This is a genomic window from Streptomyces sp. NPDC087310 (assembly GCF_044744405.1).
Lineage (GTDB): Bacteria > Actinomycetota > Actinomycetes > Streptomycetales > Streptomycetaceae > Streptomyces.
This window is the reverse complement of the sequence record NZ_JBIUYF010000006.1, coordinates 374,091-396,741: the sequence shown is the minus strand read 5'-3', so window position 1 is coordinate 396,741 and position 22,651 is coordinate 374,091. Positions and strand designations below refer to the sequence as shown.

Here is a 22,651-nt window from a genome sequence, read left to right as displayed (position 1 = left end):
TGCACTCATGCGCCCCTGACGCCCCCGGCGTGCCCAGCGCCCCCGACGCCCCCGGCGTGTCTGCTCAACAGGAACGAGTCGCGCAACGCCCTGCGCAGACCGGGAACGAGTTCGTCGAGGCGTTCGGCGAACGCCCTGAGTGTGAGCCTGTGTTCGCGCAGTTCCCTTCTCGTGAACACACTGGTCCTCTCGCATTCGACGGGGAGCACCGCCATGGCCAGCGCGTCCGCCGGGAGGGCCGCGGGATCGAGACCGGCCACCACCGTCTCGCGTACCGTCTCCCGCAGGGCGAGGACCTGTTGCGGGTCGTTCACGGTGACGTGGTGCGAGGCGAGCGGCGACGGACCTCGCCGCCTCGGGAGCGTGACGGCTCCCGAGGCGGCGAGTTGGTCGCGTACGGGCTGCTCGGCCGTGGCGGCCTTGTGGTGCACGATCCGGAGCCAGTGCGTCGGCTCCTCGGGTACGTCACGCCACACCTCGGCGAGGAAGTGATCGCCCGGCGGCTCGGCGGCGTGTCGTAGGACCCTGCCCCGGTCGGCGGTGAGCAGCCCCTCCAGGGTCAGCTCGGCCAGCGCCCCGGCACGCAGCAACTGGCCGAGCCCCTGGAGATTGACGGCCTCGAACTTCCCTTGGTCCACGGAGTAGCAGAGCAGATGGAGACGCTGGGGCAGGCTCTGACCCATCGCTTCGCCCTCCCTGCCCTCACAGTGTCTTCAAGAGACACTATGCCACTAAATGACATACACGGCTCACTCGTCCGCCAGCTTGGTGTCGGGCACCCGCCAGGCGGCGATCACGAAGGCGACGAGACCGACGACGGCGCCGGTGAGGAAGACGGCCTGCATGGCGCTGACATAGCCCTCCAGGAAGGGCTGGGCGGCGCGGGGGTCGAGGGCGCGGAGGAAGGCCGAGTCCTCCAGGTTCACACTGCCGTCGGCGCGGAGTACGCCGTCCAGGGCGCGGGCGTTGTCCGGCTCCTCGGTGAGCCGGCGGAAGGCCGGTTCGGCCGACGCCGCGGTGAGGCGTTCGGTGATCCGTGTGCCCGCGAGGGAGAAGAGGATGGAGAGAAAGGCGGCGGCGCCCACCGTGCCGCCGTTGGACCGGAAGAAGTTCACCGCCGCGGTCGCCGCCCCCATGTCGCCGCGGGGCACCTCCGACTGGGCGAGCGTGGTGATGGTCTGCATCGCGGCGCCGAGGCCGGCGCCCATGAGCAGCATGCCGATGGAGACGTACCACAGAGGGCTGTCCGCGCGGAGCGTCGCGAACACCAGCAGGGAGAGCGTCAACGAGGCGATGCCCAGGACCAGATGGACCTTGAACTTCCCCGTCCTGGACATCAGCCGCCCGACCAGCAGCGTCACCGACACGTTCGCCACCACGGTGGGCAGCGTGGCCAGACCCGCCTCCACCGGGCTCATGCCCTTCGCGAGCTGGAGGTAGAGCGGGAGCGTCGTCATGGTGCCGAACATGGCGATGCCGACGACGAAGTGCAGGACTGCTCCCATCCGGAACGCCCGAATCCGGAACAGCCGTGGCGGCAGTAGGGCCGCATCCCCCATCCGGCGCTCCAGCAGGACGAAGAGGAGCAGACCGGCCAGTCCGAGCCCGTACGCGGCCAGCGCCGGGGCCGAGAGCCAGCCCCAGGCCCGGCCCTGCTCGGCGACGATGAGCAGGGGGACGATACCGACGGCCAGCGCCAGCGCCCCGCCGTAGTCCAGGCGGTGGCGTACGGGCTGGTGCGGGACGTGCAGCACCCGCAGGATCACCACGACGGCGAGCGCCGCCAGCGGCACGTTGAGCAGGAAGATCCAGCGCCAGCCGTCGAGCCCGAGCAGGGTGGCCTGCCCCGCGAACACCCCTCCGACGAGCGGTCCCGCGATGCTCGCACCGGCGAAGACCGCCGTGATGTAGCCCTGGTACCGGCCGCGTTCCCGGGGCGAGGTGAGGTCGGCGATGATCGTCATGGCGAGCGACATCAGCCCGCCGCCGCCGAGACCCTGCACCGCGCGGAAGGCCGCCAGTTCGTAGATCGACGTGGCGAAGCCGCACAGCAGCGAGCCCACGGCGAACAGCACGATCGCGCACAGGTACACCGGTCGGCGGCCGTAGATGTCGGAGAGTTTTCCGTACAGCGGCGTGACGATGGTGCCGGTGACGAGGTACGCGGTCGTCACCCACGCCTGCGCGGTCAGCCCGTGCAGATCGTCGGCGATGGTGCGCAGCGCGGACGAGACCACGGTCTGGTCGAGCGCCGCGAGGAACATGCCGAGCATGAGCCCGGACAGCACGGTGACGATCTGCCGGTGTTCCAGCCGCGCGGGTCCGGCGGGGGCGCCCGTGGCGCCGGGCCGGGCCGCGTCGGAGGTGGTCATGTCACTCCCCCCGCTTCCTCCGCTCCCGCCACTTCCACCGCTCCCCCTGCTTCCTCCGCTCCCGCCGCTCATGCCGCGACACCCGGGCCGCCGTCGGCCGCCGCGGTGGGGGCCTCGCGTTCGGCGTCGACGAACGCGGTCAGCCACTCCCGGAACCCGGGGCCGAGGTCGTCGTGTTCGTAGGCCAGTCGGACGATGGTGCGCAGGTACTCGGCGCGGTCGCCGGTGTCGTAGCGCCGTCCGGTGAACAGCACGCCGTGGACCGGGCCGCCCGGGGAGGTGGCGCCGCCGTGCGCCAGTTCGCGCAGGGCGTCGGTGAGCTGGATCTCGCCGCCGTGGCCGGGCGGGGTGCGGCGCAGCACCTCGAACACGGCCGGGTCCAGCAGATAGCGTCCGATGACCGCGTACGCGCTGGGGGCTTGCCCCGGGGCGGGCTTCTCCACCAGGTCGGTCAGGCGTACGACGTCGTCCTGTGCGGTGGGTTCGACCGCCGCGCAGCCGTACAGGTGGATCGAGGCGGGGTCGGTCTCCATCAGCGCGACCACGCTGCCGCCGAACCGTTCCCGTACCTCGATCATCCGGGTGAGCAGTGGATCGCGCGGGTCGATGAGATCGTCGCCCAGGAGTACGGCGAACGGCTCGTCCCCCACGTGCTGTTGGGCGCAGAGCACGGCGTGTCCGAGGCCCGCCGGGGTGCCCTGCCGGACGTAGTGGATCGCGGCGAGCGCGGTGGACTCCCGGACACTGCGCAGCCTGCCCTCGTCGCCCTTGCGGGTCAGGGCCTCCTCCAGTTCCCAGGCGTGGTCGAAGTGGTCCTCCAGCGGGCGCTTGTTCCGCCCGGTGATCACGAGCAGATCGGAGAGACCGGCGCCGGCGGCCTCTTCCACCACGTACTGGATGGCCGGGCGGTCGACGACGGGCAGCATCTCCTTGGGCATGGCCTTCGTCGCCGGGAGGAAGCGGGTGCCCAGGCCGGCGGCCGGTATCACGGCCTTGGTGACGGTGGTGGCAGGGGGCGGGGAAGGCGACATGGGAACCCTTTTTCGCTGCGTGTTCGTACGGTGGACGGAGGCGGGGCGGGGCATGAGAAGGGGGCCGAGCCCCCGGCCGGGGCCCAGGGGGCTCGGCCCCGGCCGGGGGGGGACTGTCCGGCGAGTGTCAGACGATCTTCTGCAGGTCGGCCACGGCGCTGTCGATCTCCGGCAGCGCCAGCATCGCAAGCCGGGCCTCGCGCGTCCTGGCCCGGATGCCGGGGTCGGTCAGTACCTCGCGTACGGCCTTGGTGATGCCGTCCGCGGTGATGTCGGTGATCTCCCGGCCGAGGCCGAGTTCCTCGACGCGGCGCGCGTTGGCGGGCTGGTCGCCGAACTGGGGCAGCACCGCCATCGGGGTGGCCGTGCGCAGCGCCTCCCGGATGCTGTTGAAGCCGCCGTGGGTGAGGAACGCGTCGACGGACTCCAGCAGCAGGGGCTGCGGCACCCGGTCGGTGACGTGCACATGCGGCGGCAGGCCCTCGGTGTCCGCCGGGATGCCGGAGGTGGCGACGACCACGGTGCAGTCGTCGAGCCGCGACACCGCCTCGATCATCAACCGCAGCGTGTCCACCGGGTCCGGCATCGGGAACAGCGACGGCCCGGTCGCCTCGGCCCCCATCTCCCTGATCATCGGAAGGGCGGTGCCGAGCGCGGCGAACACCAGGGGGCGGTCGGTGGGCAGTTGGGCGATCCACTCCGGCAGGACCGAGCTGCGGTCCACGGTCACGGTCTGCCGGTAGGACCACGACGAGGGCAGGTGCTGGGCGAACGAGAAGGCCGCCGGTACGTAGTCGACGCGCCCGTGGGGGACGAGCGACAGCGGGTCCTCCTGGGCGGACAGCCCGAATTCCTTCCGCAGGACGTTCAGGCCGGGCAGCACCATGGCGGGGTCGATGAGGTTGTTCGTGCCAGAAGGGGTGGGCAGTTGCGGGATGCCGAGGTGTTCCGCGATCAGGCAGGAGCTCAGGTCCATGCCGTCGCGCAGGATGAGGTCGGGGGCGAACTCCCGCGCCACCGGAAGGATCTCTTCCCACAGCTTCCTGGCCATCGGGCCGGAGGTGATCTCGGGCATGAGGCGCGCCATGGCGTCCTGCGGCTCACCGTCCTGGCCCGGCCGCATCGCCTCCTCAAGCAGTTCGGGGGTGATGAAGGACTGTGGCGTGAAATCGCTCATGCAGACGGTCACCCGGACGTCGTCCTGTTCGAAGACGGAGGCGAGGGTCGGGGTGGTGGCCACGAGGACGTCGTGTCCGGCCGCGGCGAACGCCCGGGCCAGCGGAAGCTGTGCGCGACCGTGGGAGGGACTACCGAGCGTGGTGAACAGTACTCGCACGACAAGCCTTTCTTCGGGGCTTGAGAGGGGGGTGGAAGGGAAGGCCGCGCGGTCAACTGGCCATTGCCAGCGAACGACCGATGCCTTCCCAGGTCAGCGCGGCCCTGTCGAGCCGTGCCGGATCGAGGATGTTACGGAAGTCGTAGACGAGCGGCGCGGCGAGCCGCCCGGCGACGGCCTCCCAGTCCAGGTCGCGGAATTGCGGCCACTCGGTGAGTACGACGCAGGCGCGGGCCCCGTCGACCGCTTCGAGGGGGGTACCGGTGATGGTGAGCAGATCGCCGAGGTCGGGGCGGAGCTCGCTGAGGGCCGGGTCGTAGGCGCGCAGTTCGGCGCCCCGCTCCCGCAGCAGGCGGGCGATGGCGAGGGCGGGCGAGTCGCGCAGGTCGGAGGTGCCGGCCTTGAAGGTGAGACCGAGCAGCCCGATCCGGACGCCGCGCAGTGAACCGTCCGCCCCCGCGCATCCGGCGGTCACCCGCTCGACGAGCCGGCGCTGGTGCTCGACGTTGGTCTCGATGGTGGCCCGGAGCAGCGGGAACTCGACGCCTGACTCCTCGCAGACGCGCAGCAGCGCGTGCGTGTCCTTGGGCAGGCAGGAACCGCCCCATCCGGGCCCGGGCTTGAGGAAGGCGCCGCCGATCCGTGGGTCGTGGCCGATGCCGGCGACCACGTCGTCGATGTTCGCGCCGAGACTTTCGCAGAGCGTGGCCAGGTTGTTCGCGAACGACAGCTTCATCGCGAGGAAGAAGTTCGCGGCGTACTTGGCGAGTTCGGCGCCGGCGGTGTCGGTGACCACGCGCGGTGCGTCGATGTCCACGTACAGGTCGGCCACCAGCCGGGCCGCGTCCGCGTCGGCGGCGCCCACCACGATCCGGTCGGGGTGGAGGAAGTCGTCCACCGCGTGTCCCTCGCGGAGGAACTCCGGGTTGCTCACCACGGTCACGTCGGGGCGGCCGAGCAGGGCCGCGACGCGCTCGGCGGTGCCGACCGGCACGGTGGACTTGTTGACCACCGTGCAGCCACGCGGCAGGCGGTCGCGGACCTCGTCGGCGACCGCCTCGACGGCGGCCAGGTCGGCGGCGCCTCCGACGCCCATCGGGGTGGGCAGGCAGAGGAAGACGACCTCGGCCTCCTCGACGGCCGCCCGGGTGTCCCTCACGAATTCGAGACGGCCGGATTCCAGCCCCTCGCGGACGACTTCCGTAAGGCCCGGTTCGAGGATGTCGACCTCCGCCCGCCGGAGCCGTTCGACCTTGCCCTCGTCGGCGTCCGCGCACACCACCCGGTGTCCGAGGGAGGCCAGACAGGCGCCGGTGGTCAGACCGACATAGCCGGTTCCAATGACGGTTATATGTCGAAGTCCCATGAGAATCACCGATTCCGCTTGTTCGAGTTTCAGCCTCACCGAGGGCCGGCGCCTCGGCCGTATCACCAGCAGGGGAACAGGTCCGACGCCGTCGTCGGACCTGAACACATAGGGCGGGTGTCGGAGATCAACGGCCCGCATCGACAAGCTACTTCGCCCGCCTAACCATTTGTCAACGATCGATGACATTGGTTGGCGGCTTTTGGACAGCGCGGGCCGGCACCGGGAGCATGTACGGAACGGCCCGACGGAGGAGAACCAGATGGACAGACCCGAAGAGGCGAAACGGGGCGGCTCCGGCCGCACCGCGCCCCGTAAATACGATGCCGCGGGCACCCAGGCGGCTCTCGTGAGCGCCGCGGCCAGGTGCTTCGGGACCTGTGGGTACGACGGCACCAGCATCCGCGACATCGCCAGGGTCGCCGATGTCGACGCCGCCCTCGTCTACCGGTACTTCGGCTCAAAACAGCGGCTCTTCGCAGCGGTCGTGACCAGGAGCACCGCCGTGTTCGAACCCCTGCTTCACCTGCCGTTGGAGGAGGTGGCGGAATGGGTTCACCAAATCGCCTTCGAAGGCCCGGGAGAAGGCGAGATACCGCATCCGGTGCTGACGATGCTCCGCTCGCCCAACCGGGAGGAGGCCGTCGGACGCATGCGCGCCGATGTGACCGCGGTCTTCTCGGAGAGCTTCGCCGGACGTCTGGACGGCCCCGACGCCGAGGTCCGCGCCGAACTGCTGGCGGCGCTGGTGCTGGGCATGACACTGATGCGGCTGGCCGTCCAGCCGCCCGCGCTCAGCTCCGCACCGGACACCGCCGTACTGCCCTATCTCACGGCGGCTGTCGACTCGCTGCTGAAGCCGGGCGGGACGGAGAAGCGAGCGGGTGACGGCTGCTGTCCCGGGGTTCCGGGCAGTGACGGGCCGCCCCCGGCCGCCCCGGGCGGCTCCTGCTGAACCCGTCGCCACCGGCCATCGTCCACCAGCGCCGATAGCGGGAGGGCATCGACGGCTCGGAAGAGGTATTGGACCCGACGAGCCGGACCGCGTGAGCTTGGACGCAGACGTGATCCGCGACTCCACTTCCCGCTTGTGCCCGTCGCGGCGATCACGTCCCGGTGACCGAGATGCGGAGGCGATGATGGTGGTTCGGGTTTCGACGGTGGGTCAGGGACGGGCCGGACGACGGAAAGCCGTGGTGAGAAAGGTGCTCGGCGCAGCGGCGGTCGCGGTGGCGGTGGGGAGCCTCTCGGTCGTCGGTGTCGGACCGGTGGCACCGGCCGCGGGCGCGTCGGCGGCGGAGCGCGTCGGCGACCGTGCAGCACAGTGGCGCGCCGGAGCGCCGATGCCCGAAGGGCGTGCCGAGATGGGGGTCGCCGCACTCGACGGCAGGGTGTACGTCGTCGGTGGCACCGTACAAAGCGGCGACGACGCACCTGAGTTCACGACCACTCTGGTGACCAGTTACGACCCACGCGCCGACCGCTGGTCGCAGCACGCTCCACTGCCTCGGCCGCTCACCCATGTGGGTGTGGCGGTGCTGGACGGCACGTTGTACGCGTTCGGCGGATTCACCGACATCGTGCACCTCGACCCGCAACAGGCGGCGTTCGTGTACGACCCGCGGAACGACATCTGGACGAGACTGCCCGACATGCCCCGGAAGCTGGGGTCGGTCGGGGTCGCGGCGGTGGGCGGGAAGCTGCATCTGATCGGCGGACGGGACTCACGCACCGTCGTGACGGTGCCGGGCACGCAGCCACCGATCTCGCAGGGGTTCGGGACGGTCCGGACCCATCTGGTCTACGATCCGGCGCGGCGGAGCTGGACCCAGGCCCCGCCGCTGCCGGTCGAACCCCGCGATCACCTGGGGATCGCCGTTCTGGGCGACAGCATCCATGTCTTCGGTGGTCGGGTGGCGGATGTGGCGGACAACCTGGCACGCCACGACGTCTACGACACGCTGACCCGTCGGTGGACCTCGGCGGCGCCCCTTCCCACGCCCCGCTCCGCCGGCGCCGCCGCCGTGGTGGACGGCCGTATCGTCTTCGCCGGCGGCGAGTGCAAGTCCGCCGGGGGCGCCGACCCGACCGGCACCTACGACGACGTGACGGCCTACAGCCCGCGCACGGACCGCTGGTCCACTCTCCCCGCGCTGCCACAGGGACGGCACGCGTTCGGCGCCGCCCGGATCGGAGACCGCGCCTACTTCGTCGGAGGAGCGCTCACCTGCGGAGGCGGCGCGAGTACGGACACACTGGAACTGACCCTGGCGGAGTGACACCGCCCCTGGAGGTCACCAGCGGACGGGCACCTGGCGCAGGCCGCCCACCAGAAGACCCTCCACCCGCTCCAGGTCTTCGGTGGGCACGGCCAGTTCGAGGGTGGGCAGCTTGCGCAGCAGCGCTTCCAGGACGACTTGGAGTTCGGTACGGGCCAGCGCCTGCCCGAGACAGGAGTGCGGGCCCGCGCCGAAGATCAGGTGGGGGTTGGGGGTGCGGGCGAGGTTCATCTCCTCGGCGTCGTCGAAGACGTCCGCGTCACGGTTGGCCGCCGGCATGCTGCAGATCACGGTGGTGCCGCGCGGGACCGTCTCGTCGCCGATCTCGATGTCCTCGCTGATGTAGCGCCTGAGACCGAAGCCGAGGTTGGTGTCGAAGCGGAGCGCTTCCTCGACGGCGGTGCGTACGAGTGCGGGGTCGCCCAGGAGTTGTTCCCAGCGGCCTCGGTCGGCCAGGAGCATGGCCACCATTTTGCCGATCATGTTGGCGGTGGTCTCGTGTCCGGCGACCAGAAGGCCCATACCGGTGGCCACGAGTTCGGAGTCGGAGAGCCCGTGGCCCTCCCCCTCCCCCTCGCTCTCCTTGATCATCATGCTGAGCAGGTCGTCGGCCGGGTTCTCCCGCTTGGCGGCGATGTGCTCGGACATGTACTGGATGAACTCGGTCTGCGCGGTCTCGATCTCCTCCTTGGAGAAGCGGGTGATACTCAGCATCGCGTCGGACCAGTGGGAGAAGCGGTCGCGGTCGGTCGCGGGCACTCCGAGCATGTCGCAGATGACGTACACGGGCAGGAGGAAGCCCACGTTCGCCTTGAGGTCGGCGGGGTGGCCGCGCTCGACCATGGCGTCGATGAGCCGATCGGCCGTGGCGGTCATCCCGGGCCGCAGCGCTGCCATGCGTTTGGCGGTGAACCACTTGCTGACCCGGCGCCGCCACTGCTGGTGCGGTTCGCCCTTGGTGGGCAGGGAGAGCGCGTTGTCGCTGGTGACTGCGGATCCACCGGCTCCGTCGGGTGCGAGGCGGGCCGCGTTGTCGGCGGCGGTGGGGCGGACGAAGCGGGGGTCGGACAGCAGGGCCTTCACGTCCCCGTGCCGGGTGAGGAGTGTCGCGTGGTCGCCGCTGGGCAACTCGACGCCGGCGACCGGGCATTGCCGGCGCAGGCGGTCCCATGCGGCCGGCGCCTCCAGTGGCCCCTCCACGGGCAGGGGGTAGCGCACGGTCTGTTCGCTCTGGCTCATGGGGGATCTCCCTCGTCAACGGTGGCGTTCCCGTCCGACGACCGGCGCCGGTGCGGAAGCATTCACGAAAATGCACGCTACACAGCGAATGCATCATGCACAACGAGTGCATCAGACATGCGAAATGCATGGTGCACTTCGTGGCGTATTGTGGACGCGTCCCTACGAAAGTCGAAGGCGGTTGACATGGATGCCGAACAGGCCGGCGAGCGCCTCGAACGGGAGCTGCTGATCCTCACGCGGCACCGCGAGATGACGACACCCCGCCGTCTGCACGGCAGCGACGCCCTCGACCGCAGCGCGTACGTGCTCCTCAACCGGCTCGAAGTACAGGGCCCCATGTCCGTCGCCGACTTCGTCGACGCCTTCGGCCTGGCCGCCTCCACCTTCACCCGGCAGACCGCCGCCCTGCTCAAGGACGGACTCGTCGAACGCATGCTGGACCCCGCCGGAGGCGTGGCCCGCAAGTTCCGTATCACGCGGAAGGGCAGGGAGCGCGTCACCGCGGACCGGGACAGGGTCGTCACGGGACTGACCGAAGTGGTCGCGGACTGGTCCCCCGAACGCCTCAGCCGTTTCCTCGACGACCTCCAGCAGTTCAACACGGACATCGAACGCCTCACCGGCAGGGCCTGGCCCCGCTAGGCCCTGCCGTCCGGATCCGGCCGGACCGGGGAGCGCCGGCCACGCCAGCGGCTGATGTCGCCCGAATTACGCCGCGATGGCGACCATGGAATACGAGGAATTCGGTGCCGGAAGGGCCGAGCGCATCCACGCCCGGCCCTTCGCCGCTCTGATGATGGATCCCGGTCAGGTACCCCGCATATGGACGCGTCGCACACCACTGCGACTTTTGACGGCGGCCCCGGAATTTCCCGAACGGCGATTGAGCCGTTCACCTGCTCGCTCAGTGGCGGCCGTGCGCACTGTCGGAGACTCCGCCGAAGAGGCGGGCAATGGCCCGGAACGGAAGAGTGACGACGGTGGCGATGGCTCCGCCGATGGCGCGGAATACGTCTGCGATGGCCTTGAGCATGCGATCCTCCAGTACATGTGCCCGGCCGTGCCGGGCGAGGTGCCGCTGTGCGGCCGTTCACTTCCCCTGCCCCGGAAACACTCCCGGAAACAATATGACGCTCACGCCATCACTCATCAGGCTCGCGCGTCGAATCGAATCGGACCGAACACCGCCTCGCCACACGGGAAATCGAGCGAAACGCAATCCGGGGCTTAAAAATTCGATCCGCCGGCGCCGGCGGAAAGCGGGACCGGCGTATCGCCGACAGTCGGCCGGTAATGGCGCCGCGCGCGTTATCACATATCGCCGCCATATCACTGCCACTGCCACTGTCACTGGGTGCGACCAGACGAATTCTGTTCGCCGCAGCCCAGGTCCGCTTCCCGTAAGGAACCGGTCGGGCGACGGGACCAGGTCCGGCCCGGCACCGGCACCGGCACCGGCAGTGCGCCGCGCCGCGAAGACCGGCAGGTAATGGCCTGACCATTGACGATCAGAGGTACGGAACGGCACACTTCGCAGGTCGGGAGCGCCGGCTGAGGCGAAGAGCGGGCCGGAGGTCGCCCGGCCTTCCGCCCCTGTCCCGCGCCGGCCCATGGCCTAACCACGGAGAGTCTCCTCGTGAACGTGCTGATCGTATTCGCCCACCCGGAACCCCACTCGTTCAACGGCGCGCTGAAGGACAGAGCCGTGCAGGTGCTTGAACAGGCGGGGCACGAGGTGGTGGTCAGTGATCTGTACCGGCTCGGCTGGAAGGCCGCGCTCGATGCCGACGACCTTCCGGGAACACGCCTCCACCCCGGCTTCCTCGATGTCGCCAAGGAGCAGGAGCGTGTGTCGGCGTCGGGGCTCACCCCGGCCGACGTCCGGGCGGAGCAGGAGAAGGTCATCCGGAGCGACCTGATCATCTTCCAGTTCCCGATGTGGTGGTTCGGCATGCCCGCCATCCTCAAGGGGTGGGTCGACCGCACGATGGCCCGCGGGTTCGCCTACGGAGCCGGGCGGAAGTACGACACCGGCGCGCTCAAGGGCCGGCGGGCCATGGTCAGTGCGACCACCGGCACGGCGTCGAGCCTGTACGAGCCGGACGGCATCGACGGCGACATCAACCACATCCTCTGGCCCGTCCACAACGGGATCTTCCGCTACCTCGGCTTCGACGTGCTGCCGCCGTACGTCGCCTGGATGCCGGGCCGCGTATCGCCCGATGAGCGGGAGGCGTACCTGGAGGAGTACGGCAGGCGTCTGCTGGCCCTGGAGGACACCGAGCCCCTGTTCTTCCACCCCGCCGGGGACTACGGCCCCGACGAACGGCTCAGGCCCGGGGTGGTGGCGCGCAGCGGCTTCCAGTGGAACCCGGCGGGCCCTGCGGACGGGAAGGAGTCGGTCTCATGAGTGACACGCCGGTGTTCCGGACGCTGCACCACCTCTGCATCGTGGTCCACGACATCGAGAGGTCCGTCGCCTCGTACGAGTCGAAGGGCGTGGGCCCGTGGCACGACTTCCCCTCTCTGGCAGCCTTCGAGGGCGACCTCCAAGTGCCTGACCGGGACGCGTTCCTGGACCTCACGTACAAGTACGCCGACCTCGGCAACGTCCAGCTTCAGCTCTGCCGGCCGGGCAGGGGCCGGAGTCCCCAGCGGGACTTCCTGGAGACGCACGGCGAGGGGGTCTTCCACCTCGGCTTCGGCGTGCCCGCGTGCGACGCCGCCGAGGACCTGGCGACGGATCTCGGTCTGGAGGTCCTGCTGCGCGGACGACGGCCGGACGGCAGCGGGTTCACCTACTTCGACACCGCGGGCGACGGCGCGGGAGTGGTCCTGCAGATCCGCTCCACCGGCCCGTCCCGATAGCCCGCCCGCGGCCCACCGGCACCCGGCCGAGCGCCGAGGGACCTGGTGGGACGTTTCGACATCTGTAGGAATCCGGGCGCCGGATTCCCGTCTCCGCGCCGAAGCGCCGCGGTGGCGCCCGGTCGTACCGTCCTCGCATCCCGATGGACGGAGGTCCGATGACCGTACGCGACCGTACCGACGTCGTTGTCGTGGGCGCCGGAGTGATCGGCGCCAGTTGCGCGTTCCAACTCGCCCGCAGGGGGTTGGACGTCACTGTCCTGGAGGTGTTCGACGGGCCTGCGGAGGGCAGCAGCGGCCGGTCGTTCGCCTCGGTCCGCGCCCAGTGGGCGGACGCCCTCAACATCGAGCTGTCGTGGCGGAGCATCCAGGCGTACCGCGACTTCGAACAGACCCATGGCTTCGACATCGGCTACCGGGCGTCCGGCTACCTCCTGCTGGTCCCCGAGCACGCCTGGGCGGACCATCTGCGGGCCGTGGAACTCCAGCGGGCGCACGGTGTGCCCGTCGACGTCCTCGACGTGGCCGCCGCCCGGGCCATCACCCCGTTCGCGGCCGACGGCATCGCCGGGGCGACCTGGGGTCCGGCCGACGGGGTGGTCGACCCGCACCTGGCCGCGGGGGCCTGGCTGACGATGGCCCGCGCCCTGGGCGCCCGGGTCCGCTTCCGCCGGCGCGTCACCGCGGTCGGGCAGGCCGGCGACGGCTGGCGGGTCACCGCCGGCGGCGAGAGCGTCGACTGCCGGTACGTCGTCAACGCGGCCGGCGGCTGGGGCGGGGAGGTCGCCGCGCTGGCGGGCCTGGAGGTCCCGGTGGTGCACTCGCGGCGCAATGTCTACGCCACCGCGCCGGGCGCCCTGCCCGGTCCGCTGCCCATGACCATCGACGTGGGCTCCGGGGTCTACCTGCGCAGCGAGGGCGACCGGTTGCTGTTCGCCGGCGCCAAGCCGGACGAGGTCGACGGCCACAACGTCCGTGTCGACTGGCCGTGGCGGGAGAAGGTGCTGGAACGGGGCAGTGCCCGCTTCCCGTGGCTGGCCGAACTGCCGCTGGACCGCGCCGGATGCTGGGCGGGCACGTACGAGAACACCCCCGACCACCATCCCGTGCTCGGCGAGGCCCCGGGCGCGCCGGGCTGGGTCAACGCCTGCGGGTTCTCCGGGCACGGCGTCATCCAGGCCCCGGTGGCGGGGCGGTTGGTGGCCGAGGAGATCGTGGACGGCGGTGTACGCGGCGTCGACATCCGCGCGCTGCGCCTGGAGCGTTTCGCCGAGGCGCACGTCGACACCGCCGGGCTGGTGTTCTGATGGGGGCCACACGGATCGGCGTCGAGACCGGGGACGGCGTCGCCTGGATCACGCTGGACGGACCGGAGACCCGTAACGCGCTCGACGCACGGGCCTCGCGGGATCTGATCGCCGCCTGCGACCGGATCGACGCCGACCCCGAGGTGGGGGCAGCGGTGATCACCGGCGTCGGGCGGGCGTTCTGCTCGGGCGCGGACACCGGCGTGCTGACCTCGCTGCGCTCCGCCCCCGCCGACGAGGGCCACGAGGGTCTGGACGTGCTGTACGCGGGGTTCCGGCGGTTCGCGGGCCTGCGCGTGCCGTCCGTCGCCGCGGTCAACGGCGCCGCCGTCGGGGCGGGCCTGAATCTGGCGCTCGCCGCCGATCTGAGAGTGGTGGCGGAGGACGCCCTGCTGGTCTCCGGGTTCGCCGCCGTCGGCCTTCACCCCGGCGGTGGCCACCTCCACCTGCTCGGCCGCGCGGCCGGTCCGACGGCCGCCGCCGCGATGGGTGTGTTCGCCCGGCGCGTGCGGGGCTCCGAGGCGGTCGGCCTCGGGCTGGCCTGGGCCGCCGTACCCGCCGACGACCTCCACCCGACCGCCCGCGAGCTGGTCACGCACCTGGCCGCGGACCCGGAACTCGCCCGCGCTCTCAAGGCCGACCTGCGGCTGACCGTGCTGGACGGCACCGCCTGGGAGCGGGCCGTCGAGATCGAGCGGGCCCGCCAGATGTGGTCGCTGACCCGCCGGACCCCTGACAGTTCCCGCCGCACCGACCGGAGTTGAGGAGAGCGGATGTACCCGACGTTGCGTACCGACGCCCACACCAGGACCTGGATCGACACCACGGTCGCCGCCCTCGCCGCCTTCGGCGAGGAGCACCGTGTACGCCTCGACGCGGCCAACCGCGCCGGTGAGTTCCCCCGCGACCTGTACGCCGAGTTCGGCAGGCTCGGCTTCCTCGGACCGCTCGTCCCCACCGAACACGGGGGAATCGGTGGCGGTGTGGCCGCGTACGTGGTGATCAGCGAGGAGGTCGGCCGCCACGGGCTGGTGTCGGGGCAGATCGCCGCCCAGGGACAGCGCTGGCTGCTGGACTGGGGCACGGAGGAGCAGAAGGAGCGGTGGCTGCGGGGCATCGCCACCGGGGAGATCGTCTTCTCCGAGTCGATCAGCGAGAAGGACGCCGGTTCCTCGTTCAAGTCGATGAAGGCCACGGCGGAACGGGACGGCTCGGACTGGATCCTGACCGGCGCCAAGACCCATGTGAACCTGGGGGCCGACTGCGATGTCACGCTCGTCTACGCGATGGCGCCCGAGGGCCTGACCAGCTTCCTCGTCGACATGACCCTGCCGGGCATCAGCACCGAGGTCACCGACCCGATCGGACTGCGGCTGATCCGTACGGCCGATGTGTGCTTCGACCGCGTACGCGTCCCCGACAGCGCGCTGCTGGGTCCGGCGGGCGGTGGGCTGAAGACCTTCCTGTCCACCTTCAACATCAGCCGGCTGGGCAACGCGTCGGAGCTGATCGGACTCGGACGGCGGGCCCTGGAACTGGGGCTCCGGTACGCGGGCGGGCGCCAGGTCGGGGACAGCGTGGTCACCGACTTCCAGGGCATCCAGTGGCTGGTGGCCGACGCCTGGTGCGACCTCCGGGCCGCCTCCCTGGCCCGGGACGACGCCGCGCTCGCCCACGCGCGCGGCGAGGACATCGCCCTGCACACCTCCACCGCCAAACGGCTCGCGATCCGCGCGGCCGAGCGGGCCGGCGACGCCTCCTACAGCCTGGTGGGCGGGCACGGCCTCTACTTCGACGAGCCGTACACGGACATCGTCAACGACATCAAGGTGCTGAAGGTCGCCGGGGGTTCGGCGGAGATCCTGCGCAACCACATCGCGCGCCGCGTCCTGAAGGACCCCGGCCACGAGGGGCTCGGATGACCACCACCTTCGCGCTGACCAGCACCCTCGCCGGCATGCTGACCGACCGGGCGGCGGGCCGTCCCGGGCTGCGCCTGGGCACGGTGGACGACCAGCTCCGGCTCGACGAGGCCCTCGCGCTCGCCGCCGGACGGGCGAGGCGTCTCCTCGGCTCGGGCATCGCCCCGGGCGAGCGGGTCGCGCTCGTCGCCCCGGCCTCCACCGACTATCTGCTGACCTGGATGGCGTGCGTCCTCGCCGGCGCCCCGGTCGCGCTGGTCAACCCGACCTACCCCGCCGGTCTGCTGGAACAGATGCTGCGCCGGCTCGACCCCGCCCTGGTGATCGGGGCCGACGGGCTCGGGGACGCCCGCACCTCGGGCGTCGCGGACCCGGCCGGACTGCCGGGGACGGCCACCGGCCCCCTGGACACCGTGTCGTACATGCACACCTCCGGCACCACGGGCCTGCCCAAGTTCTGCGTGCAGACGAACGCGTACTTCCTGCGCCTGGCCCGCGCGATCAGCGGCGCCCTCGAACTCCAGCCTGCGGAACGCGTGTTGGCGCCCCTGCCGTTGTTCCACATCAACCCGATGGGCTACGGCATCCTCGGCGCCCTGCACGCGGGGGCCGACGCGCTCACGGTGGAGAGGTTCTCCGCGCGCCGCTTCTGGCCGGACGTCGTGGAGCAGCGGGTCACCGCACTCGTACTGCACGCCCCACCGGTGGAGATCCTCAAGAGGGCGACCACCGCCGAGGACGCGGCCGGGCACCGGGTCCGCACCATGTTCTACGCCGACGGTGAGTTCCTGAAGCGGTTCTCGGTCCCGGCCGCCGTGTCCGGGTACGGCTCGACCGAGGCGGCCGGGGTCACCCACCTCAAGCGGTGGACCGCCGAGGGCCACCTGCCGCCCGACGCCGGCCGGCACGGCGGCCCGGCCCGCGCGGACATCGAATGGCGGCTGGACGGAGCCGGGTTGATCCAGGTGCGCGAGCGGGAGCCCGGCACCCTGTTCGGCGGCTACCTCACCGAGGACGGCGTCGACCCGTGCCGGGACGCCGACGGCTGGTTCGACACCGGCGACTTCGGGCGCCTCGACGCCGACGGAGACCTGGTGTTCGTGGAGCGGGGCTCGGAATCGATCCGGGTCAAGGGCGAGTTCGTACCCGTCCCGTTCGTCGAGAACCATCTCGCGCGCGTGCCGGGCCTGACCGACTTCGCCCTGGGGAAGCGTCCCGGCGAGTTGGTCGACGACGAGGTGGTGCTCTACGCGGCGGCCGACCCGTTGCCATACCAGGAGATCGCCGAGGCCGTCGCCCAACTGCCGCTTTTCATGCGACCCGTGATTATCGCCCGCGTCGCACGGATTCCACGCGACGCGGCAGCGGGCAAGGTACAGCGCCGGCTGCTCGCCGAACAGGAGGTGCTCCGATGGGTGGAACTGACGTGACGCGTACCCGCCTTCCCGACTGGGCGGTCGACATGGCGGATCTCCACGTCCATGCCACGCCCAGCCTGCTGCCCCGCCACGGGGACGACGCGGCCACCGTCGCCGCCGAGCGCCGACAGGGCTTCCGTACCGTCGTGTTGAAGGCTCACGAGGGCAGCACCGTCGAGCGTGCCGCGATCGCGGGCGAGCACGTCCACGGCGGCATCGTCCTCAACAGCCCGGTCGGCGGGGCCAATCCGGACGCCGTGGAGGTCGCGGCGCGACTCGGCGGGCGTGTCGTGTGGATGCCTACGGTGTCCTCGCGCACGCACAAGGCCGGCGCCGCCTCCCCCGAGCTGTCCGTGCACCGGGGCTTCGAACTCCGCCCGGTCGACGTCGTCGAGAACGGCCGGCTGCGCCCGGAGTGGTACGACGTCCTCGACGCCGTCGCCGCCCACGACCTGCTGCTGGCCAGCGGGCACCTGTCGGCCGAGGAGACGGTGGTGCTGTTCACCGAGGCCCGCCGCCGGGGCGTACGACGGCTGCTGGTCAACCACCCCAAGATGGCGTTCCTGCACTGGAACGACGCCGCCGCCGCGGAACTCCGGCGGCTGGACGCCCACCTCGAACTCGGCATCCTGCCGGATCTGTTGGGCAGGCCCGAGCACTCCAGCCTCACCCTGACCGGAAGCTGTCCCCCTTCCCTGCTGGTGTTCGGCGGGGACCTCGGCCACGCCCACCACGCCACACCCGCCGACGCCGTCGCCCCCTGGCTGCACCACCTCGAACAGCGCGTCGGCGCCCACAACGCCGCAGCCATCATGACCACCACGACGCGGAGCCTCCTGCTGCCATGACCACCATCGCTCTTCTCCCCGGAGACGGAATCGGCTCGGAAATCCTCGACGGGCCCCTCGCCTACCTGCGCCGCCTCCGGTCCGACGGCGCGCCCCTCACCCTGACCGGCCCCCACCCGTACGGCACCACCGGCTGGCTGCGGACCGGCTCGATCCTCCCGCCGGAGACCGTCGACGCCTGCCGCGCGGCCGATGTGGTGCTTTCCGGCGCCGTCGGCGCCCATCCGGGCGTCACCTCCGCCCAGTGCCCCAACCCTGAGGCCGCGCTGATCGAGCTGCGGCACATCTTCGACCTGCGCGTCAGCATCCGTACGGTGTGGGTGCCCGGCGACGGCAGCGGCGACGTGGTGATCGTCCGCAACATCACCGGCGGCGCCTACGCGAGCCCTGACCTCCGGCAGGAGTCCGACGGCGACCGCGCGGCCGAGGACAGGGTCGTCCTCGAACCGGACCGGGTGCGCGAGGTGTTCGCCATCGCCGCCGGCTACGCGGCGCGGCAGCCGGACCGGCGCGCGATCAGTGTGGACAAGGCGAGCGTCTTCGCCACCTCCAGGCTGTGGCGCCGGATCGCCCACGAGAGCGGTACGGCCTTCGACGACGCCAACGTCGACCGCGCCGCTTACGAGCTGGTCAAGTACCCGGAGCTGCCGGGCGTGATCGTCACCGAAGGCATCTTCGGCGACATCCTCTCCGACATCGTGTGCGCCCGCGCGGGCTCGCCCGCCCTGTGCGGCTCGGCGACCGTCAACCCGGACCGCGCCTTCGGCAACGGGGTCACAGCGCTCTTCGAGCCCGCCCACGGCACCGCACCGCACCGCACCGGCGGCCGCCGCTCCAACCCCACCGGCGCCTGGCTGGCCCTGGCCGACCTGCTCGACTGGTGTCCCGACCTCCAGCCGCTCGGCCTGTCCCGCGCGGTACGGGCCGCCCTGGAGGCCACGGTCGCCGACGGACCGCCCACCTACGACCTCGCCTCCGACGGCGCCACCGGCCTGTCCGACATGGACCAGTTCAACCAGCGCGTCCTGGGATACCTGGAGAGCGCCTGTCAGACGTCGAGGTGCGGGTAGCGGTGGTCGGTGGCCGGGAGGTGGTTCTCCTTCGTGGTGCGGGGGCTGGCGAAGCGGATGAGGTTCCAGACGGTTCCGGCCTTGTCGTTGGTCCCGGAGGCGCGGGCGCCGCCGAAGGGCTGCCGGCCGACGACCGAGCCGGTGGGTTTGTCGTTGACGTAGAAGTTTCCGGCCGTGTAGCGGAGTGCCGCGTCCGCCTGTTCGACGGCGGCCCGGTCCTGGGCGAACACCGCCCCGGTCAGGCCGTAGGGGGTGGAGCTGTCGACGAGTTCCAGGGTCTCGGCCCACTCGGCGTCGTCGTACACGAACGCCGTGAGGACGGGGGCGAAGAGCTCCTGGGTGAGGAACGGCGAGTGGGGGTCGTCGACTTCGAGGATCGTGGGGTCGACGAACCAGCCGACGGAGTCGTCCGTCCTGCCGCCGACGACCACCAGGCCCTCCGCGCGCGCCCGCGCCAGGGCCTCGGCGTGCCGGGCGTGCTGGCGGGCGTTGATGACGGCGCCGACGTATGTCTCCGGCCGGGTCGGGTCGCCGACCCTCACCGATTCGGTGAGCGCGACGAGCCGCTCCTTCAGTGCCGGCCACAGGCTGCGCGGGACGTACAGACGGGAGGCGGCCGAGCACTTCTGCCCCTGGAACTCGTAGGCGCCACGCACACACGCGACGGCCAGGGCCTCCACGTCGGCGCTGGGGTGGGCCAGGATGAAGTCCTTGCCACCGGTCTCCCCCACCACACGCGGGTAGTTGCGGTAGCCGGCGACATTCTCGCCGACCGTGCGCCAGATGTGCCGGAACGTGGTCGTGGAGCCGGTGAAGTGGACGGCGGCCAGATCGCGGTGGGCCAGGACGGTCGGGCCGACGTCGGGGCCGGTCCCGTACACGAGGTTGACGACACCGTCGGGCAGGCCCGCCTCACGCAACAGCCGCAGGGAGAGATGAGCGACCAGGGAGGCGCTCTCGGCGGGCTTCCACACCACCGTGTTGCCGAGCAGGGCCGGGCCGAAGGCCAGGTTGTTCATGCAGGTGAAGTTGAAGGGGGTCACCGCGAACACGAAGCCTTCGAGCGGCCGGTACTCGACACGGTTCCAGGCACCGGGGTCGGAGCCGGGCTGCACGTCGTACATGTCGAGCATGTTCTTGACGTTGGCGCGGATGAAGTCGACCGTCTCGCAGGCGGCGTCGATGTCGGCCTGGTACGTCGTCTTGGACAGCTCCAGCATCGTGGCGGCGTTGAGCCGGTCGCGCCACGGGCCGTACTCGAGCATGTCCGCGGCCCGCAGGAACGGGGCTGCGCGCTCCTCCCACGGCAGGCTCCCCCACCAGGCCGAGGCACGGGTGGCCGCCTCGATCGCGCTCGCCGTCTCCGCCGGGCCGGCGTGGTGCACCTGGCCGAAGGAGTACGCGTGTTCGTGCGGGGTCACGATCGGCGCCGTCCGGCCGGTGCGGACCTCGCGGCCGTCGATCACGTTCGCGATGTCGAAGCCCGCGGAGCGGATCTCCTTCAGGGCGGCCGTGACGCGTTCACGCTCCGGCGAGCCGGGGCCGAAAGCCAGCGGGGCGGTCGGGCCGATGGGAAACAGGGCCGTGCGGCCGGCCGGTGTCGCGGTCATCACTACCTCCGAGCGGTTCCGGATACGGGCACGCCCCTGTTCGCGGACATGCCCCGACGCTCGGAGAATCGCAGCGGCATCCCCCGCCTGTCAATGGCTAGGCCATTACGGCTGGGAAGGGCGGCGCGGCTGCGCCGACGGGTCGTCGACCCACCGGCTCATGTGCTCCCGCATCGCCCGCCGCGCCGCGGCGGGGTCGCCGTCCAGGACGGCGGAGGCGACGGCGATCGTGTCGTCGCGCAGGATCCGGACGGACGACGGCTGCGGCTCGGTGCGCTCGAAGACCCGCAGGACCGCGTCGTGGATCCCCTGGGAAATGGCGACGCGGACGGAGTTGCCGGACGCCACGGCGAGCAGTTCGTGGACGGCGAAGTCGACCTGCTCGGTTTCCTTCCAGCGCTTCGCTGCGCGCGCGGCGGCCAGCAGTTCGGCGAGTGTCCCGCGCTGCTCGTCGGTGATGCGCCGGGCCGCGAGTTCCGCGTTGTCCTGCTCGAAGGCGAACCGGAACTCGGCGAGTTCGGCCTCCGTCGTGGCCTGCAGGGTCAGCAGCGACGAGAGCGCGAGGCCCATCACGCCGGGCCCCGGCTTCGTGGCGAAGGCGCCGCCGTGCGCCCCCAGCCGCACCTGCACGATGCCGGATGCCTCCAGGACACGGATCGCCTCCCGGACCGTCGCCCGGCTGACGCCGAACGCCTCGGCCAGCTCCCGTTCGCTGGGCAGCCGCTCGCCGTCCGGGACGCGCCCGCTCAGCACGGCGTGCCGCAACTGGGCCACGACGTCGTCCACCGAGCGGGTGCGGGCGAGTTCCTTGAACAGTTCCCGGGCGGGCGTCCTTGGTGTAGTCACACCGTCTTTCTAGCACCCTTCCCTTCCGCTGAATATTGGCCTTACCATTCCCGGGTGGGATCGGGAGACAGCCTGCAAGCAGTGGTGGACTCGTTGGCCGAGCGCCTCGGTCTCTCCGTGCTGATCGAGGACGCGAGCTTCCACGCACTGAGCTGGAGCGTGCAGACCGAGGTCGACGACGTGCGCCTGCACAGCATCCTGCGCCGCGGGGTCACCGCGGCGACACTCGACGCGGTCGACCGCCTCGGACTGGCCCGCGCCACCACTCCCGTCCGTACGCCCGCCGTCCCCGAGGCGGGCATGGAACAGCGCTGGTGCGTTCCGCTGCGCGTCGCCGAACACCTGGCGGGCTACCTGTGGGTGCTCGATCCCCAGGACCGCGCCGGACCGGACGCCCTGCCCGCCCTGGCCTCGGCGGCCGATCGCGCCATCGGCGTGATCGCCTCGGAGGCGGCGCCCGAGGACGACGACAGACAACTCCGCGATCTCCTCGGACGCCTCGAACGCGGCCCCGACGAGGAAGCCGCACGCCGGCTCACCATCCTCGCCAGGCTGCCCGACCGCGCCCTGATCGTCGTCGACGAACATCCCCGGTCTGACGGCTGGCCCCTGGCCGGAGGGCTCACCGCGCTGCCGGTCGGTGCGGGACATCCGGGGGCGACGAGCGGACCGCCCCTTCCGCTGGTGGAACTGCGTGAGGCGGTCAGACGTGCCCGGCTCACCCTTCAGGCGCTGCGCGCGGGCGCCCTCCTCTCCCGGCCGAGCTGGGACTGCCTGCACGCCTGGCGGATGGTCGCCGAGGCGCCGCCGGAACTGGACCCGGCGGAGATCCACCCCGGTGTGGACGCACTGCGCCGGCAGAAGACCCTCGACCTGCTGATCACCGCCCGGACCTTCCTGGACCTCGGCGGGGATGTCCAGGCGACGGCGCACGCGCTCCACCTGCACCGCACCACGCTCTACTACCGCCTGGACCGGATCAGGGCCCTGACCTCCGTCGATCTGCGCACCGGCGCCGCCCGGCACGACCTCGACCTCGCCCTGCGCCTCACGGCGTTCCGCGAGGCGGCCGGACCGTAGAAGGACGTCGTAGAGGGACGTCGTAGAAGGACGTCGTAGAAGGACGTCACAACCGA

General features: G+C 71.3%; 21 protein-coding genes and 1 pseudogene. 13 read left to right on the top strand and 9 right to left on the bottom strand.

Going from position 1 to position 22,651, the window contains the following annotated elements; all coding sequences use genetic code 11:
- Positions 1 to 5: 5 nt before the first annotated feature.
- The 5 genes from ACIO3P_RS24630 to ACIO3P_RS24610 form a co-directional block, all read right to left on the bottom strand.
- A complete protein-coding gene (locus ACIO3P_RS24630; RefSeq protein ID WP_401852261.1) occupies positions 6 to 683 on the bottom strand; it encodes a GPP34 family phosphoprotein in 678 nt (225 codons plus the stop codon).
- 66 nt (positions 684 to 749) lie between these two features.
- On the bottom strand, positions 750 to 2,372 hold the full coding sequence (locus ACIO3P_RS24625) for an MDR family MFS transporter (protein ID WP_401852258.1): 1,623 nt from the start codon (positions 2,370 to 2,372) through the stop codon (positions 750 to 752).
- A 68-nt stretch (positions 2,373 to 2,440) separates the two neighbouring features.
- Positions 2,441 to 3,403 (bottom strand): UTP--glucose-1-phosphate uridylyltransferase, encoded by a 963-nt coding sequence (locus tag ACIO3P_RS24620; RefSeq protein ID WP_401852255.1) that lies wholly within the window; start codon positions 3,401 to 3,403, stop codon positions 2,441 to 2,443.
- A 127-nt stretch (positions 3,404 to 3,530) separates the two neighbouring features.
- On the bottom strand, positions 3,531 to 4,739 hold the full coding sequence (locus ACIO3P_RS24615) for a glycosyltransferase (RefSeq protein WP_401852252.1): 1,209 nt from the start codon (positions 4,737 to 4,739) through the stop codon (positions 3,531 to 3,533).
- 52 nt (positions 4,740 to 4,791) lie between these two features.
- Positions 4,792 to 6,105: a UDP-glucose dehydrogenase family protein gene (locus ACIO3P_RS24610; protein ID WP_401852250.1), complete on the bottom strand. Its 1,314-nt coding sequence runs from the start codon at positions 6,103 to 6,105 to the stop codon at positions 4,792 to 4,794.
- Positions 6,106 to 6,367: 262 nt separating this feature from the next.
- On the opposite strand from ACIO3P_RS24610, the gene ACIO3P_RS24605 reads away from it, so the two are divergent.
- Both ACIO3P_RS24605 and ACIO3P_RS24600 read left to right on the top strand, forming a co-directional pair.
- Complete coding sequence (locus tag ACIO3P_RS24605; RefSeq protein WP_329825570.1) at positions 6,368 to 7,060, top strand: TetR/AcrR family transcriptional regulator; 693 nt, start codon at positions 6,368 to 6,370, stop codon at positions 7,058 to 7,060.
- Positions 7,061 to 7,301: 241 nt separating this feature from the next.
- Complete coding sequence (locus ACIO3P_RS24600; protein WP_401852249.1) at positions 7,302 to 8,384, top strand: Kelch repeat-containing protein; 1,083 nt, start codon at positions 7,302 to 7,304, stop codon at positions 8,382 to 8,384.
- 15 nt (positions 8,385 to 8,399) lie between these two features.
- Here ACIO3P_RS24600 and ACIO3P_RS24595 read toward each other — a convergent pair whose 3' ends face one another.
- Positions 8,400 to 9,623 (bottom strand): cytochrome P450, encoded by a 1,224-nt coding sequence (locus ACIO3P_RS24595; protein ID WP_329825567.1) that lies wholly within the window; start codon positions 9,621 to 9,623, stop codon positions 8,400 to 8,402.
- 186 nt (positions 9,624 to 9,809) lie between these two features.
- Here ACIO3P_RS24595 and ACIO3P_RS24590 point away from each other — a divergent pair, with 186 nt between their 5' ends.
- Positions 9,810 to 10,268, top strand: a complete 459-nt coding sequence (locus ACIO3P_RS24590) for a MarR family transcriptional regulator (protein WP_329825566.1) — start codon at positions 9,810 to 9,812, stop codon at positions 10,266 to 10,268.
- A 70-nt stretch (positions 10,269 to 10,338) separates the two neighbouring features.
- Positions 10,339 to 10,434: pseudogene (locus ACIO3P_RS24585) on the top strand (iron-containing redox enzyme family protein); the annotation flags it as partial.
- A 96-nt stretch (positions 10,435 to 10,530) separates the two neighbouring features.
- Here ACIO3P_RS24585 and ACIO3P_RS24580 read toward each other — a convergent pair.
- Entirely contained in the window at positions 10,531 to 10,659 is a 129-nt protein-coding gene (locus ACIO3P_RS24580) for an LPFR motif small protein (RefSeq protein WP_329825564.1), read from the bottom strand.
- Positions 10,660 to 11,262: 603 nt separating this feature from the next.
- On the opposite strand from ACIO3P_RS24580, the gene ACIO3P_RS24575 reads away from it, so the two are divergent.
- From ACIO3P_RS24575 to ACIO3P_RS24540, 8 genes are all read left to right on the top strand, one after another.
- Positions 11,263 to 12,036 carry an NAD(P)H-dependent oxidoreductase gene (locus tag ACIO3P_RS24575; protein WP_329825563.1) on the top strand — a complete coding sequence of 258 codons (774 nt, stop codon included), beginning with the start codon at positions 11,263 to 11,265 and terminating at the stop codon, positions 12,034 to 12,036.
- Positions 12,033 to 12,494 carry a VOC family protein gene (locus ACIO3P_RS24570; RefSeq protein WP_329825561.1) on the top strand — a complete coding sequence of 154 codons (462 nt, stop codon included), beginning with the start codon at positions 12,033 to 12,035 and terminating at the stop codon, positions 12,492 to 12,494. Before ACIO3P_RS24575 ends, ACIO3P_RS24570 begins: the two co-directional genes overlap by 4 nt.
- A 158-nt stretch (positions 12,495 to 12,652) precedes the next feature.
- Positions 12,653 to 13,801, top strand: a complete 1,149-nt coding sequence (locus tag ACIO3P_RS24565; RefSeq protein WP_329825560.1) for an FAD-dependent oxidoreductase — start codon at positions 12,653 to 12,655, stop codon at positions 13,799 to 13,801.
- A complete protein-coding gene (locus tag ACIO3P_RS24560) occupies positions 13,801 to 14,565 on the top strand; it encodes an enoyl-CoA hydratase-related protein (protein WP_329825558.1) in 765 nt (254 codons plus the stop codon). Before ACIO3P_RS24565 ends, ACIO3P_RS24560 begins: the two co-directional genes overlap by 1 nt.
- 9 nt (positions 14,566 to 14,574) lie before the next feature.
- Positions 14,575 to 15,723 (top strand): acyl-CoA dehydrogenase family protein, encoded by a 1,149-nt coding sequence (locus tag ACIO3P_RS24555; protein ID WP_401852243.1) that lies wholly within the window; start codon positions 14,575 to 14,577, stop codon positions 15,721 to 15,723.
- On the top strand, positions 15,720 to 17,153 hold the full coding sequence (locus ACIO3P_RS24550; RefSeq protein WP_329825556.1) for an AMP-binding protein: 1,434 nt from the start codon (positions 15,720 to 15,722) through the stop codon (positions 17,151 to 17,153). Before ACIO3P_RS24555 ends, ACIO3P_RS24550 begins: the two co-directional genes overlap by 4 nt.
- Positions 17,135 to 17,989, top strand: coding sequence for a DUF6282 family protein (locus ACIO3P_RS24545; protein ID WP_329825554.1), 855 nt, complete (start codon positions 17,135 to 17,137; stop codon positions 17,987 to 17,989). Before ACIO3P_RS24550 ends, ACIO3P_RS24545 begins: the two co-directional genes overlap by 19 nt.
- On the top strand, positions 17,986 to 19,059 hold the full coding sequence (locus ACIO3P_RS24540) for an isocitrate/isopropylmalate family dehydrogenase (protein ID WP_329825553.1): 1,074 nt from the start codon (positions 17,986 to 17,988) through the stop codon (positions 19,057 to 19,059). Before ACIO3P_RS24545 ends, ACIO3P_RS24540 begins: the two co-directional genes overlap by 4 nt.
- On the opposite strand, the gene pruA is transcribed toward ACIO3P_RS24540, so the two are convergent.
- A complete protein-coding gene (pruA, locus tag ACIO3P_RS24535) occupies positions 19,038 to 20,669 on the bottom strand; it encodes an L-glutamate gamma-semialdehyde dehydrogenase (protein ID WP_329825552.1) in 1,632 nt (543 codons plus the stop codon). The genes ACIO3P_RS24540 and pruA overlap by 22 nt on opposite strands.
- 105 nt (positions 20,670 to 20,774) lie before the next feature.
- Positions 20,775 to 21,515, bottom strand: a complete 741-nt coding sequence (locus ACIO3P_RS24530; protein ID WP_329825551.1) for a GntR family transcriptional regulator — start codon at positions 21,513 to 21,515, stop codon at positions 20,775 to 20,777.
- Between the two features lie 54 nt (positions 21,516 to 21,569).
- Between ACIO3P_RS24530 and ACIO3P_RS24525 the strand changes: the two genes are divergently transcribed.
- Positions 21,570 to 22,595, top strand: coding sequence for a helix-turn-helix domain-containing protein (locus ACIO3P_RS24525; RefSeq protein ID WP_329825550.1), 1,026 nt, complete (start codon positions 21,570 to 21,572; stop codon positions 22,593 to 22,595).
- Positions 22,596 to 22,651 lie beyond the last annotated feature (56 nt).

Coding starts and splice junctions, on each gene's coding strand:
- ACIO3P_RS24630 (WP_401852261.1), bottom strand. CDS start 683: ATGGGTCAGAGCCTGCCCCAGCGTCTCCATCTGCTCTGCTACTCCGTG.
- ACIO3P_RS24625 (WP_401852258.1), bottom strand. CDS start 2,372: ATGACCACCTCCGACGCGGCCCGGCCCGGCGCCACGGGCGCCCCCGCC.
- ACIO3P_RS24620 (WP_401852255.1), bottom strand. CDS start 3,403: ATGTCGCCTTCCCCGCCCCCTGCCACCACCGTCACCAAGGCCGTGATA.
- ACIO3P_RS24610 (WP_401852250.1), bottom strand. CDS start 6,105: ATGGGACTTCGACATATAACCGTCATTGGAACCGGCTATGTCGGTCTG.
- ACIO3P_RS24605 (WP_329825570.1), top strand. CDS start 6,368: ATGGACAGACCCGAAGAGGCGAAACGGGGCGGCTCCGGCCGCACCGCG.
- ACIO3P_RS24595 (WP_329825567.1), bottom strand. CDS start 9,623: ATGAGCCAGAGCGAACAGACCGTGCGCTACCCCCTGCCCGTGGAGGGG.
- ACIO3P_RS24590 (WP_329825566.1), top strand. CDS start 9,810: ATGGATGCCGAACAGGCCGGCGAGCGCCTCGAACGGGAGCTGCTGATC.
- ACIO3P_RS24580 (WP_329825564.1), bottom strand. CDS start 10,659: ATGCTCAAGGCCATCGCAGACGTATTCCGCGCCATCGGCGGAGCCATC.
- ACIO3P_RS24570 (WP_329825561.1), top strand. CDS start 12,033: ATGAGTGACACGCCGGTGTTCCGGACGCTGCACCACCTCTGCATCGTG.
- ACIO3P_RS24565 (WP_329825560.1), top strand. CDS start 12,653: ATGACCGTACGCGACCGTACCGACGTCGTTGTCGTGGGCGCCGGAGTG.
- ACIO3P_RS24560 (WP_329825558.1), top strand. CDS start 13,801: ATGGGGGCCACACGGATCGGCGTCGAGACCGGGGACGGCGTCGCCTGG.
- ACIO3P_RS24555 (WP_401852243.1), top strand. CDS start 14,575: ATGTACCCGACGTTGCGTACCGACGCCCACACCAGGACCTGGATCGAC.
- ACIO3P_RS24550 (WP_329825556.1), top strand. CDS start 15,720: ATGACCACCACCTTCGCGCTGACCAGCACCCTCGCCGGCATGCTGACC.
- ACIO3P_RS24545 (WP_329825554.1), top strand. CDS start 17,135: ATGGGTGGAACTGACGTGACGCGTACCCGCCTTCCCGACTGGGCGGTC.
- ACIO3P_RS24540 (WP_329825553.1), top strand. CDS start 17,986: ATGACCACCATCGCTCTTCTCCCCGGAGACGGAATCGGCTCGGAAATC.
- pruA (WP_329825552.1), bottom strand. CDS start 20,669: ATGACCGCGACACCGGCCGGCCGCACGGCCCTGTTTCCCATCGGCCCG.